Source organism: Chryseobacterium cupriresistens (assembly GCF_046614675.1).
Classification (GTDB): Bacteria; Bacteroidota; Bacteroidia; order Flavobacteriales; family Weeksellaceae; genus Chryseobacterium; species Chryseobacterium cupriresistens.
This window is the reverse complement of the sequence record NZ_JBKKJT010000001.1, coordinates 99768-113162: the sequence shown is the minus strand read 5'-3', so window position 1 is coordinate 113162 and position 13395 is coordinate 99768. Positions and strand designations below refer to the sequence as shown.

General features: G+C 37.7%; 17 protein-coding genes. All 17 read right to left on the bottom strand.

The window, feature by feature from the left end; all coding sequences use genetic code 11:
* Nucleotides 1–7: 7 nt before the first annotated feature.
* Nucleotides 8–586, bottom strand: coding sequence for an RNA polymerase sigma factor (locus ACLI50_RS00570; protein ID WP_034697053.1), 579 nt, complete (start codon nt 584–586; stop codon nt 8–10).
* Nucleotides 587–1252: 666 nt separating this feature from the next.
* On the bottom strand, nt 1253–3256 hold the full coding sequence (locus ACLI50_RS00565; protein WP_411412916.1) for a S9 family peptidase: 2004 nt from the start codon (nt 3254–3256) through the stop codon (nt 1253–1255).
* Nucleotides 3257–3427: 171 nt separating this feature from the next.
* Nucleotides 3428–3886: a DoxX family protein gene (locus ACLI50_RS00560; RefSeq protein WP_343638810.1), complete on the bottom strand. Its 459-nt coding sequence runs from the start codon at nt 3884–3886 to the stop codon at nt 3428–3430.
* Between the two features lie 94 nt (nt 3887–3980).
* Complete coding sequence (locus ACLI50_RS00555) at nt 3981–4439, bottom strand: SRPBCC family protein (RefSeq protein ID WP_343638812.1); 459 nt, start codon at nt 4437–4439, stop codon at nt 3981–3983.
* A gap of 85 nt (nt 4440–4524) precedes the next feature.
* On the bottom strand, nt 4525–4953 hold the full coding sequence (locus ACLI50_RS00550; RefSeq protein ID WP_343638814.1) for an SRPBCC domain-containing protein: 429 nt from the start codon (nt 4951–4953) through the stop codon (nt 4525–4527).
* 113 nt (nt 4954–5066) lie between these two features.
* Nucleotides 5067–5900, bottom strand: a complete 834-nt coding sequence (locus tag ACLI50_RS00545) for an SDR family oxidoreductase (RefSeq protein ID WP_202838592.1) — start codon at nt 5898–5900, stop codon at nt 5067–5069.
* Nucleotides 5901–5947: 47 nt separating this feature from the next.
* Nucleotides 5948–6814 (bottom strand): VOC family protein, encoded by an 867-nt coding sequence (locus ACLI50_RS00540; RefSeq protein ID WP_343638816.1) that lies wholly within the window; start codon nt 6812–6814, stop codon nt 5948–5950.
* A 134-nt stretch (nt 6815–6948) separates the two neighbouring features.
* On the bottom strand, nt 6949–7188 hold the full coding sequence (locus tag ACLI50_RS00535; protein ID WP_228432187.1) for a helix-hairpin-helix domain-containing protein: 240 nt from the start codon (nt 7186–7188) through the stop codon (nt 6949–6951).
* Between the two features lie 36 nt (nt 7189–7224).
* On the bottom strand, nt 7225–7638 hold the full coding sequence (locus tag ACLI50_RS00530; RefSeq protein ID WP_343638820.1) for an SRPBCC family protein: 414 nt from the start codon (nt 7636–7638) through the stop codon (nt 7225–7227).
* A 79-nt stretch (nt 7639–7717) separates the two neighbouring features.
* The gene (locus ACLI50_RS00525; RefSeq protein WP_062675266.1) at nt 7718–8149 is read right to left on the bottom strand and encodes a VOC family protein; all 432 of its coding nucleotides are present in this window, start codon (nt 8147–8149) and stop codon (nt 7718–7720) included.
* Between the two features lie 90 nt (nt 8150–8239).
* Nucleotides 8240–9016 carry an alpha/beta fold hydrolase gene (locus tag ACLI50_RS00520; RefSeq protein WP_411412915.1) on the bottom strand — a complete coding sequence of 259 codons (777 nt, stop codon included), beginning with the start codon at nt 9014–9016 and terminating at the stop codon, nt 8240–8242.
* Nucleotides 9017–9018: 2 nt separating this feature from the next.
* Complete coding sequence (locus tag ACLI50_RS00515) at nt 9019–9519, bottom strand: DinB family protein (RefSeq protein WP_411412914.1); 501 nt, start codon at nt 9517–9519, stop codon at nt 9019–9021.
* A gap of 226 nt (nt 9520–9745) precedes the next feature.
* The gene (locus tag ACLI50_RS00510) at nt 9746–10207 is read right to left on the bottom strand and encodes a hypothetical protein (protein ID WP_411412913.1); all 462 of its coding nucleotides are present in this window, start codon (nt 10205–10207) and stop codon (nt 9746–9748) included.
* Between the two features lie 25 nt (nt 10208–10232).
* Nucleotides 10233–10643 carry a VOC family protein gene (locus ACLI50_RS00505; protein ID WP_411412912.1) on the bottom strand — a complete coding sequence of 137 codons (411 nt, stop codon included), beginning with the start codon at nt 10641–10643 and terminating at the stop codon, nt 10233–10235.
* Nucleotides 10644–10739: 96 nt separating this feature from the next.
* The gene (locus tag ACLI50_RS00500) at nt 10740–11147 is read right to left on the bottom strand and encodes a VOC family protein (RefSeq protein ID WP_202838588.1); all 408 of its coding nucleotides are present in this window, start codon (nt 11145–11147) and stop codon (nt 10740–10742) included.
* Nucleotides 11148–11224: 77 nt separating this feature from the next.
* Nucleotides 11225–11815: a Crp/Fnr family transcriptional regulator gene (locus ACLI50_RS00495; protein WP_202838587.1), complete on the bottom strand. Its 591-nt coding sequence runs from the start codon at nt 11813–11815 to the stop codon at nt 11225–11227.
* Between the two features lie 273 nt (nt 11816–12088).
* The gene (locus ACLI50_RS00490; protein ID WP_411412911.1) at nt 12089–13300 is read right to left on the bottom strand and encodes a DUF763 domain-containing protein; all 1212 of its coding nucleotides are present in this window, start codon (nt 13298–13300) and stop codon (nt 12089–12091) included.
* Between the last annotated feature and the right edge of the window lie 95 nt (nt 13301–13395).

The window sequence follows — 13395 nt, the reverse complement described above, 5'->3', positions numbered from 1 at the left end:
TCTTTTTCTAACTTTTTAAATCTTCGTATAATTTTCTCAATCTGTTTCTTAAGTGCTTCACAGCATAGTTTTTTCTGCTGATGATGGTTTTGATGTTTTCTCCCTGTTCATCGGCGATCTCCTGGAGGGTTTTGTCGTTCAGTTCATTTTCTACGTAGACCAGCCTTTGTTTTTCGGGAAGTTCATCAAGCGCCTCAAACAGTTTTTTCCAGATCTCATCCTGAAACATCTTCACTTCAGGACCGGCACTTTCATCCATCAAAAGGATATCCTTGATAGAAAAACTGCCGTCTTCATCTTCATATACGAAATCTTCAAGATTTTCTGTTTTCTTTTTCCGGTAACGGTCTGTGATCTTATTCGCCGTCACCCTGTACAGCCAGCCCCCAACGTTTACGATCTCAGAAAGATTCGTAAGGCTACTGAACTGATACCACACTTCCTGCAGAATATCTTCCGCATCCTCCGTGTTTTTCACTTTCGGACGAATATAAGACATCAGCTTCCCTCCGTAGTTCGAAACGGTTTGTGAGATGATGCTTTCTTTCTCCTTCTGTGGCATTGTTATTTTTTCGACAACCTCCATACTGATATGACGGTTAGCCTTTTGGTTTTACTTTAATAAATTTAAAATATTTTTCTTACAATTCAATTTTTCTTTTATTCATCATGTTTTTATCTTCTCAATTATTCCCGGATTACTCATTACTTATGTTTAAAGAAGCTTTTTCCCGCTATCCGCTCATACTCCTCACGCCAAATTACCCCACCCTCTTACCCTCCGGCTCTTCCACCCATGTTCCGGGGTAACCGCTGCTATCGGGGCTAAGTTGGTGAGTGATAATTGGTAATTGATGAATGATAATGATAAAATTGTAAAATAATATTTTTGTTGGAAAACGCAAGGGCACAAAGTTTTTATCGTTATAATGTATAATTGTAAGGCGCAAGAAAATCAGAGATTTTCAGCAAGCGATCTGTCTTATTATTTTCTAATCATGGGACTTCTCAAATCTATTTAGTCAACATAATCAGCTAAAAAACTAAAATAGGCAGTCTTCAATTTTATCGGAGATAAAATCCTTGCGCCTTAAAAATATACAGATTGTTGTGAAAATTTTTAGCGTCTTTGCGTTTTCCAACTCTACTACTTCTGGTTTTAATAAGATTGCTTCGCTTTGCTCGCAATGACTTTATGGTAAAAAGAAACGGAAGACCAAGCCTTCCGTTCCAAACATTATAAAATTATAGTTTACTTATTAAAATTTTCAGCAAAGAATCCCAACATCGATTTATAAAGTTCTATTCTGTTCGGCTCTTTTCCAAATCCGTGTCCTTCATCGTATTTTACAAGATAAGGAACTTCAAAACCTTTGGCACGCATTGCTTTTACAATCTGATCAGATTCATTGATGTTAACCCTTGGGTCATTAGCTCCCTGTACTACGAATAAAGGTTTCTTAATCTTATCAATCTGAAACACAGGAGATACCTCTTTAGCAATTTTAGCTTCTTCAGGGTTATCAAGATCATACCAGATCTGTTTTACCATTTCTTTGTATGGTTTCCAGTATTCCGGGAAAGAATCAAAAAAAGTAAAGATGTTGGATACCCCTACATAATCCACTCCACAAGCATATAAATCCGGAGTTTTGATCAATCCCATCAATGTTGCATATCCACCGTGGCTTCCTCCGTAAATAGCAACCTTATCTTTATCTACCCATCCCTGTTCAATGGCATATTTTACACCATCTTCCACATCATCCATCGCTTTTCTTCCGATCTGCTTGTAACCTGCTTTCTGGAATGATTTTCCATATCCTCCGGAAATCCTGAAGTTCACCTGAAGCGTAGCATATCCACGGCTTGCAAACAGCTGTGTTTCCGGATTGAATCCCCAACTGTCCCTGATTCCCTGAGGGCCGCCATGAGGATTTACGATCAAAGGAACTTTTTTACCTTCCAATGCAGCTTTAGGTAGGGTAATATATCCATGGATTGTCAACCCGTCTCTGCTTTTAAATTCGATAGGCCTCATTTCAGCCATGTCTTCTTCCTTCAACTGTGGCATCAGGTTGTACAGAAGCTTGGTCTGCTTGGTTTTGGTGTCGTATTCATAATAAGTCCCATAGAGCTTATCACTTCCTACAACAACCAGAAGTTTATCATTATTATCATCAGAAGAAACAATTCCAAATTCCTTGTCTCCAAACTGAGATTTTAATTTGTCATGTATTTCTTTATAAAATTTACTTACCGGAACTGTTTCTCCTTTGGTTCCTTCATAGCTGATATAGTCAAGCTCATAGTTTCTGTTTTTACCCGCTGTGCTTATTGAGCTTACATCATATACAGGATTGGAATAAATTTCTTTAATCACCGCATTCTTCTTCAGATCATACAGGACGATTCTCGCTTTATCGCTATCCAGATTGGTTACTACATACGCTTCATCTTTATTTTTAGAATTTTCATTAAACTCTATAATACTGAAGGTATCAGACCAGTCTGCAGATTTGATCAGATTGAATTTTCCGGTCTGCAGATCTTTATAATAGGTTTTTGTGGTTAATCCGTTTTCAAGGACGCTATAACCTCTCAGATTTCCGTCTTTATCAAAAAGATAATCGTCAATAGGGCTGTTGACATCTTTATTTTCATACAGCTGGGTCATTTCCCCGGTAATGAAATTGATTTTAAAAGGCTCAAAGATCTGCTTGTTGTTTTTATTCATGGTAACCACAACGAAATCAGTATCTTTTATAGGAATAATGGTCTGCACTTTTACTCCGTCAAATGGTGTTAAATCCTTTTGATTTCCTCCGTCTGTATCGGTAGCATACAGGTGGATATTTTCATTTCCGCCTCTATCTTGTGTATAGAAAAGGCGTTTTTTGTTCAGCCAGCCATAGTTTCTTATCAGATCATCTTTTTCTACAATAGCTTTGGTAATTTTTCCGGTGCCAAGATCTTTTACATAAACATGATTTTTTTTCTCCTGATCTTTTTCTTTATAGGAAAGATATTTCCCGTCCGGAGAAATTTTAAAGGCTGAAGCTTTTGGTCTTGCAAAATAATCTTCAACTTTGTATTTAAAATCTCCTTTGTCGTAGGAAATAAGTTTTTCAAGATTAGCCCTGGAAGATGGTAAAGTAGGATCTCCCGGCAGTTTGGCAGTAGAACTCTGTGCGTTGGTCATAATGGTGGATAGTACAATAAGGGCTGTACCGAAAATGTTGTGATTTAGATTCATAACTTCTGTTTTAAAGGTTAAAGTTATATAGGCATTTCATTTTTAGATTAGTAAAAACTCATGCTTTTCTATAATAAGACTCGTTACACCTATAAAATGTTACATTTTTATCTCATTTAGTTAAAAAAAATCCCGATTATAAAAAAAAACAGCCTATACAGACTGTCTTTTTTAGTGTAAATAAATTCCGAAATACCAGGTCCAGACTATTAAAATAATCTGCATGGGAATCCTTTGAGTATAAAGATACTTCATTCCCGGCCCTGTGTAATCGGCTTTAAAAATATTAATCTTATTTCTGGAAGAATTGATATTGGCTATAAAAACCAATACGTAAAAAATAATGAGTAAAATTGCTGTTATCTCACGGATGGCAGGAATCATAAGCCCGATTCCTGCCGCAATCTCCAAAACTCCTGTACAATATACCCAAAACATCCTGGCAGGGATAAAATCAGGGATCATCATCGCCATTCCTTTTTGAAATTTAAAATGGGAAAAACCTGTAAATAGGATGAAAACAGCCATTCCCAGATTCCCTGAAAATATAAAATCCGGCTTTCCCTGAAACAAAAAAGTCCCCAGCAAAGCCAGAATAAATGTTGCGAAAAGTATTACGAGTAATTTCATTTATAGGTGGTAGATATTAGGTGGCAGGTAGCAGATATTAGTATTCAGGGTAAGAAACCAACTCTAAACCTTAAACATTAAACATTGAATTTCATCACACTGAACCAAGGCTCACTCCTTCCGCAAGACTTTTCACAACCATTAATCCTTTTGTAAAGCCTGTATTCATATGATCCTGCCACTGTTTTTCTACCTGAACCTCGGCGTGAAGTTTCGTTTTTCCGTCAAAGTCTATCAGAAAGTATTTTTCAAAACTCCCGTTCCACTCCATGACTTCTTTGCTTTGGGTATCTTCATGCCCATCTTTATCTACCATTCCCAGATGTTTAAACACAATATGATTGGGCTCGTCCATGCTGTCTATGGTTGAAACCATTCCTTCTCCCTGTGCATTCAGGAAATAGGTTTTTCCTCCTACTTTCCAGTCGGATTTCATAACAGATCCTGCTCCGAAATACTTAGTCCATTCACTATATGTTTCAGGATTCCATAGGATGTCCCACACTTTCTGCATAGGCGCATCAATTACTGTTTCGTATGATAAGGTTTCCATTTTTTATTTTTTTAGGGTGGTCATTGCGAGCAAAGCGAAGCAATCTCAGAGCTCGCAGATTTTTCTTTAATTCTAACTCAATTATTTACAGCTGATTTTCTGAAAGATGTTTAACGAGTGACATCGCTTTTGGAAACTTCTCTTCAAAAAATTCTTTAAATTCTGCCGGTGTCTGAATTTCTGTTTTCAGTAAAGTGCCTTCTTCATTCTCCTCAAGAAAGTAAGCCTCTGTAGCTTCACCCCAGTCCTGAGGAACTTCAATGCCTTCATAAATTTCTCCAAGGTGCAAAAATTTTATTTCCTCGTTGGGGATCATTTTTTCCACCCTGCTGTACATTCCGTTGTTTTTCGGATCAAGAAACTTGACAATATTATTTTTTTCAAGCGTTCCTTCATAAAAAGAACCTTCTGTAAATGCTGTTGTCCATTGTCTGTAGGTAATATCACCCCAAAGGACACTCCATACTTTTTCAGGTTCAGCATTGATCTCTATTTCATATGATAATTTTTCCATATATTTTTTAAGGGATTAGGTGATGGATAATAGGTTGCAGGTGACTGCGTTGGTGGGTGAGTTTGAGAGTAAGAGAGTAAGAGTGTTATTGTGACCACTTCTAGCTTCTCATTCTATCCTCCGACAAAATCACCTCCATTGATATGAATAATTTCTCCTGCAATATAACTTGCATCCTTTGAGGCAAGAAAAACATAAGCTGGTGCTACTTCAGAAGGTTGTCCCGCACGTTTCAGCAGAGTGTCTTTTCCAAAGGTGGAAAGGTCATCAAAAGCTTCTTTCACCAATGGAGTCCATATAGGTCCTGGTGCAATTCCGTTTACCAGAATTTCTTTTTCGGCAAGATTATCGGCAAGAGACCGGATAAAAGACAAAACAGCACCTTTTGTTGCCGCATAATCTATTAAGTGGTCACTTCCGCGGTACGCTGTAACAGAGGTTGTACAAATGATTCGTCCTCCTTTTGGTATCATAGGAAGAAAATTTCTGGTGAATGAAATCATGGAAATAATATTGGTATCAAACGTTTCCTGAATCTGTTCATCAGAGATTTTTTCCAGACTGCTTTTTGAAGTATGAATTCCTGCATTATTAACAAGAATATCAATATTCTTCCACTCTGTTTTAATCTTGTCTGCGCATTTGGTTCTGAATGCTTTCCGGGTAAGATCTCCTTTGATCAGAAGACATTTCTGCCCTTCTTTTTCCACCAGTCTTTTGGTTTCGTTAGCATCATCGTCACTTTCTTTATAGATAATGGCGACATCTGCTCCTTCTCTGGCAAAATGAACGGCCACCGCCTGTCCTATGCCGCTGTCTCCTCCGGAAATAACAGCTTTTTTACCCTGCAGCTTCCGGCTTCCCTGATAATCGTTCCTGATAATTTCCGGAAACACCCCGTCTTTAGGGACTTTTGACTTAGAGTCTGATTTGTTCTGTGTTTTCATATGCAAATCTTTTTTCTAAATCACATCAAACAATACGCCGAAAATATTTAAGAATTATAAGCGTCTTCCAGATCCTGAATAATAATTTTCTGCATTTTCATCATCGCCTGAACAACTTTATAGGCTTTTTCCTGGTTAGAATCATTCATCAGCTGGATGAGTCTCTTAGGAACAATCTGCCAGCTTAATCCGTATTTATCTTTCAGCCAGCCGCACATACTTTCTCTGCCACCGCCAGCAGTGAGTGTATTCCAATATTTGTCGGTTTGTTCCTGGTCATCTGTCATTACCACTAATGATATTCCTTCATTGAAGTCAAACTGGTGATCATAGGAATTATCCATACAGAATACGCTGTAATTATCGATTGTAAAATGAGCATGCTGAACATTTTCTGCCGGTTCCGGAATGTTATGTCCTTCGCTCCCTGCTCCGTAGGTCAATATATTTCCGATGCTTGAATTGGGAAAAGTTTTCGTGTAAAGTTCCATTGCTTCTTTGGCTTTTCCGTTATTTCCATGGATAAACATCAAGGTAGGAATTATTTTCTGATCGCTTGCTTTTTCTCCCAGAAACAACTGCCATGTTACGCCATATTTATCCTGAACCCATCCGTATTTCGGGCTCCATGAGTAAGATCCCAGTTCCATCAAAGCTATTCCGCCATCCAGTAACTGATCCCAGTATTTTTGAACTTCATCTTCTGTTTCACAGATTACCATAAAAGAGATGGAAGCATTTTTTTTGAATTGAGGGCCTCCATTCAGAAGCATAATTCTCTGTCCAAACAAATCAATATTCATGACAACAGGAGTATCTGCAGTGATTTCGCCTCCGAAAACCTTACAATAAAATTCGGCTGACTGCTTGGCGTCTCCATCATACCAGAGACATGGGAAAATATCGTTATTCATAATTTTAATTTTTAAAAAGGGTGATGTATTTTTAACTTTCTATACAGCAAAAACAGATCTTATGCCTTTGCTTTTAAACGATACCAATCCGTTTTACTGCAATGACACTGCAAAATTTTTCAGTTGTATATATATTATGCTTCTTTAAAGCAGACCTGATTTTCTTTCATGTAATTCTTCAGTTTCATCATCGCATTTTTACCGAAACCATGCAGCTGCATGATTTCTTTTTCGGAATAATCTGAAAGTTTTTCCAAAGAATTTATTTTTTCCTTTTCTAAGGCTTTTCTTGCCGGTATTGCAATAACTCCGTGAAGGAATTGCTCTGCAGAGTCATAATTAAAAGCATACATAGAGTTTAAACTCTTTGACATGATAACTAGATTGATCATGGCTACAAAAAAATATTATTAATGATTCTCAACATATTTGTGGAAGTTGTTGAGAATAGCATACCAGCCATCCCGCTGCATTTCCACAGAATTTTGTTTTTCCGGATCGAAAATTTCAATCACTTTTGTTGTATTCTCATCTATTTTATCGAAAACAACTTCCACTTTTCGTCCGTCCTCCAGGTGATACTTAATGACCTCATGAGGAATAATTTCATCATATACGCCTTCAAAATCAAACCCGAAGCTTTTGTCTTTTGCTTCCATTCTGTTTTTGAATTTGCCTCCTACTATAAGGTTATTTTCAGAACTAGGACAGTGCCAGGTTTCATGGGCGAAATTCCATTTCGTAATGTGCTTGGGTTCATTGAAATAATTCCAAACCTTCTCCACCGGTGCTAAAATTGTGATGTCTATTTTAATTGGATCCATAGTTCTATATTTTTAAAAGTTTAAATAAAGAGCTGCCCAAAAATGAGCATCTCTTTATTATCATTAGTTAAATATAAGATTATTTTGCAGATTCTTCATTATAGTTCACCATCCAATGAACACCATACTTATCCTGAAAACATCCGAAGTAGTCTCCCCAGAACTGATCTTCAATGGGCATTTCCACGTTTCCGCCATCAGAAAGTTCTTTAAAAATTCTGTCTGCTTCGCTTTTTGAATCAGGGAAAATAGACACATAATTATTATTTCCTACAGTAAGAGTCTGCCCGAATGCCGGTACAATATCGGATGCCATTAAAAGATCGCCTCCCACAGGCAAAGCGATGTGCATTACCCTGTTTTTTTCTTCTTCTGACAGGTTTTCGGTACCGGGAGCATTGCCCATTTTATGAATTCCACCAACGAATTCACCACCGAAAACACTTTTGTAAAAATTGAACGCTTCTTCAGCTGTTCCATCAAAATTCAGATAAGGATTTAATTTAGCCATGATTTTTAATTTTAAAGTTATTATTATAAAATATTGTTTCTACTGTTGATCCATTAAGGATTAATTAATTTACTATGAATAAAAAAACGCTTAATGGTTTAAAAATTTTTCTACTTCCCTGACGGTAAAGTCTATTAAGTTGGCATCAATACTTCCATCAAAGTCCGGCATCATATAAGTACCATGAGTTGCGGGAAGTATCAGTAACCGGGAGCCTTTCACCAACCTCCACATTTCGGCAGTATGTTCCGGCTTCATCACATCCTGATCGCCGCTGATAAATAATGCAGGTGATTTGATCGACCTCAGCACTTCATCATTCCAGTCCTGAAAAGTCTGCATCCTTGTACAATCTTTCTCAAAAAGGTTTTCAAGCTTTGAAAAATCAGGATTGAGGCTTAAGAAATTAATTTTAAAAGGTTCCGGCATTGATTCAAAAGTTGCTTCCTGCATTCCTTCAAAAAATCCGTCTATCATTCCGCTTTTTTTGTAGAAAGCTGAGGCAACAACCAGTTTTTCAACAATGCCCGGATGTCGGTGGCCAATCTGCATTACCGTACTTCCTCCATTACTGAATCCCCAGAATGAAGCTTTTTCAATGTTAAGTTCTGCCAAAAGTCCTGCAACATCGTCTGCATCCTGTTCAAATGTTTCAGGAATATCGCGGTGTTCACTTCTGCCATGGTTTTGTAAATCGATTCCTATCAGCTGGAACTTGCCTTCCAGCCTTGCAATGACTTCTTTAAAATCATAAAGCATTGAAGAGCCACCGCCATGGATTAAAACCACAGGTTTTCCTGATCCGTAGATCTCGTAATATAATTGGATTCCGTTGACTTTTTTATAGCCTTTTTCTACTGGATTCATTATTAATATTTAAGATTTTCGTCCACATCATATTTCATTCCCGGATAATCCAAAATTCTGCGCATGAGACCTATCTGTCCGCAGAGATAGTCTTCACGGCCGATGCACATTCCGACAAAATTGAGTTTTGTTTCTTTAATGAAAGGGATGTTCATTCCTATTTCAAATATTTCATCCAGCTCTTCATCGGTTACTTCATGAAGTTTTTGAAAGACTTTAGCTGAAATTGTATGAAAGTTTTCTTTCAGTTCAGCCAGGGTTGGATATTTTAAACTTTCATCCAGTGCTTTTCCCTGGAAAAACAAATCATTGTAAGGGTCTTCTCCCTGAAGCCCAAGTACTGAACCTAATCCGTAGCGCATGTTGACAAAGTTTCCTGCCATCCATACGATATGATTGGTTTTATTTTCAATTCTTTTCAAGGCGTCTTCTTCCGAAATGCCGTCCAAAACATTCATAAAGCTTTGGGAATGCATTCTGTAAGCCGGAATAACGAGCTCCATTTTTTTTGATTTTGGTGTGTTCATTTTTAATCAGAGATTAGAAGTTAGAAATTAGAGGTTAGTAGGTTGGAGAAACATAAAGGCGCTAGGAGTTTTACAAACTATGCTTTTTTAAGTCGCAAGGATTTTATCTGCGATAAAATTATACTCATCTGAAAAGGTAATACTCATATTTCAGCGATGCACCTGTCATTCCGAGCGAAGTAAGGAGTCTAAAAATAGCATGCTATTTTATAGCACCCGGTTTTCCTAAAATTCTGCGGAGATAACCCAGCTGCCCACTGTGATAGATTTCATGAAGGCTTAAGGTTGATATATCTTTAACCATTTCAGGTTTAAAACTATCAAGCGTGCTGAGTTTTGCTTCCAGCTTATCCTGAGATTGTTTAAGATAGGATTTTAAATCTTCGATACTAATCAATTTATCTTGATGATCTAAAGCAATTTCACCCCTGTTATAGAAAGAAAATTTTTCACTATCCCAGACAGATTCTTCTCCTAAAATATTCAGTAAGGGATTTCTGATGTAAATTAAATGTCCAAGGATCCAGTTCATACAATTGGCTTCACCATTGGGAAAAATCATAGATTCTTCGTGGGTAATACCATCGATATTCATCGTAATCACAAAATAATTACTGGTTATCTGATTTTTTATGATTTCTATATCGTTTGATTGTGTTTCCATATGATATATTTTGTGGTGTTATGGATTATTCTGCAGGGATCTGAGAAGCATCACCATGCACTACTTCCCACTGATGGCCGTTGATATCAGCAAAACTGCTTTGATACATCCATCCGTAATCTACAGGTTCACTGTATTTTGACCCTCCGTTTTCGATCGCTGTTTTTACCATACCGTCTACTTCTTCCCGGCCGTTGACTCCGATAGCAAGAAGTACCTGAGTAGTATCTCCTTTCGCAAAAGGTCTGTTGGTAAAGGTTTGGAAAAACTCTTCTTTAAGAAACATGGTGTAGATATGATTTTCTTTCATGACTACGCATATTGCTTTCTCATCTGAAAACTGTTCATTAATAGAAAAGCCAAGCTTCGTCCAGAATTCTCTGGTTTTTTGAACGTCTTTTACAGGTAAATTGACGTAAATATCTGTAATATTCATTTTGTAAATTTTAGTGGTGATTGTTATCCAAAATTATCAGGATTTGGTAAGAATGTGCTTGCCATAGGGCAAGATTTATTTTTTATTTGGATTAATTTATTCAGCAGGCATTTGAGACATATCTGCAAAAGTAATATTCCAGCCATGCCCATCCGGGTCCCAGAAGGAGTTCTGATACATCCATCCGTAATCCTGAGGTTCTTCATGCTGCCGTGCGCCGTTCTCTACAGCAGTGTTTACTATTTTATCTACTTCTTCACGGCTGTTCAAACCTACCGCTACAAGAACCTGACTGGTATTTTCTTTGGCAACAGGTTTATTGGTGAAGGTCATAAAATAATCTTCCTGGAGAAACATCACATAGATAGTATCATTCAAAACAACGCAGGTTGCTTTATCATCAGAGAATTGTTCATTGATAGAAAAACCTACCTTAGTCCAGAATTCTTTGGTTTTCTGTACATCTTTTACCGGAAGGTTGACATAAATTTGATTGACTTTCATTTTTTGTAATTTTAGTGTTAAATTGTAATCCAAAATTACCGAGGTGCAATGAAAATCTACTTGTCATAGGGCAAGATTTAATTTTTCTTGGGATGAGAAACGATTTCCTTACGGATACGGCTCAGGGAAGTATCTGTAACTCCCAGATAGGACGCTATTTGTTTCAAGGGGGCAAATTGTATGACTTTAGATTTTTGCTCCAGCAGATTAAGGTATCTTCTGGTGGCAGAAAGGGTAAACATTTCTACAGATCTTTGTTTGTAGGCAAAAAGCTCCTGAGACATCCATGATCTTCCCCATTCCCTGAGGTTTGGGATTTTATGGAACAACTCCTGGAAGGTATCATAATCCAGCCTCCAGCACTCGCAGTCGGTAATACAAACAATATTTTCCTGAGACGGAACCCGCTGAAACATTGACAAAACCTCAATAATGACTTCATTTTCTACAAAAAAGTGGGTTGTTACTTCATTTCCGTTGAAATCATTCACATAGGAACGCGCCAATCCGCTTTCAAGAATATAATATTCATTGGCTGTTTTTCCTTCCTCAAGAATGAAATCACCTTTCTGGAAAGATGTTTTTTCATGAGCCTGGAATATTTCAGCAAGCTCTTCAGGGAAAAAAAAGGGGAAATCATAGCAGGTTTCTAAAGCTTTATTGGTCATTTGGTGTCAATTTTTTAAGTCTTTAAAAGTAAAATTTTTAATTGAATTCAGAGCAAAAAATATTAAACAAAGCGTTGAATGTTTTTATCAAAAACACATACCCTATTGAATTAAAAGCATTTCAAATATTTTTGTTTTTAAACAGCCATTTGAAACATACGATATATGACCACCCCGTCAAAAATTCTTTGAATTTTCGCCACCCCTCCAAAGGATGGGAATAACTACCTGCCGATAATAGTAATCGTAAACTTTTTAAAAGAAATAGAAAGCTTAAAATAAGGAAAGCTGTATTGATTTAGGAGCAGTGGGTTTCTGGGCATCGCCGAATACCGTTTTCCCACCAAAACGCCATGAATTTTGTCTTTCTTCTTCAATTACCTGCTGAATATCAAAATCCGGTGTAAAGTCTTTTTCTGCTTCAGTGACAATATGGTGAAGCTTGTTTAAAGAATTAAGCTTATCAGAGTTTCCCAGCCTGGATTTTTCAATTCCTTTTCTGAGAATGCTGATACTTTCATCATACGTATTGATCGGAACAGGGAAAGGATGTCCGTCTTTACCACCATGAGCAAAGGAAAACCTTGCCGGATCTGCAAATCTTGACGGTGCTCCATGAATCACTTCACTTACCAAAGCCAAAGACTGCATGGTTCTTGGACCTACTCCTTCCAGCATCAGCAGGTCTTCAAAATTCTGTGGCTGCTGTTCTCTGGTAACATACAGAAGGGCTCCGAGACGTTTCAGATCAACATCAGAAGCCTGCACATCATGGTGGGCAGGAAGAATCAGTCTTGCAAAATCTTTCATCACTTCCGCAGAATCGGTGTGGGAAATATCCAGAATTCCTTTCCTGTTCTCTGAAGCTTCAGTATCGGTAAGGTTAAGAATTCTCCCTCTTGAAATCCCATTGATTCCTGTGTGCGGCTGTTCTACAAAAGAGGTAATGTTTTCCGAGTGCCAGTGATAACGTCTTGCTGTTCCGTCAGATTCATGCATTCCCTGCTGAATGACGCTCCAGTTTCCGTTGTCTGAAAGAATGAAATTGTGAAGATACAACTGATAGCCATCCTGAATGGCTGTATTATCTACTTTTGCAGAAAGCTTGCTGGCTCTTACCAGTTCTGTTCCGTTCAATCCGGTTTTATCTGCAATTTTAATGAGCTCTGATGGAGTTTCGCGGGAAAACTTCCCTTTTCCGCCACAGATATAAAGTCCCAGTGATTGAGAATTTGGGTTAACAGAACGTTTTAAAGCTCCCATAACGGAAGTGGTAATCCCTGAAGAATGCCAGTCCATTCCCATCACAGCTCCAAAACTTTGAAACCAGAATGGATCTGCTAATCGGCGTAGAACCTCATCTTTACCATAATCCATGAGAATGACTTCAATAATGGACAGCCCCAGAACAGACATACGCTCATACAGCCATGGCGGTACTTTGCCATAGTGAAGGGGTAAATCTGCAGTTCCTGAACGTTTCATTCCGTTTTTAAAATGTAAAGGTAAGTTTTATTCCTCTACTATTTAGTGATCCGGATCATTAATAATGCCACATTATGGTAAAACATGTGGCCCTG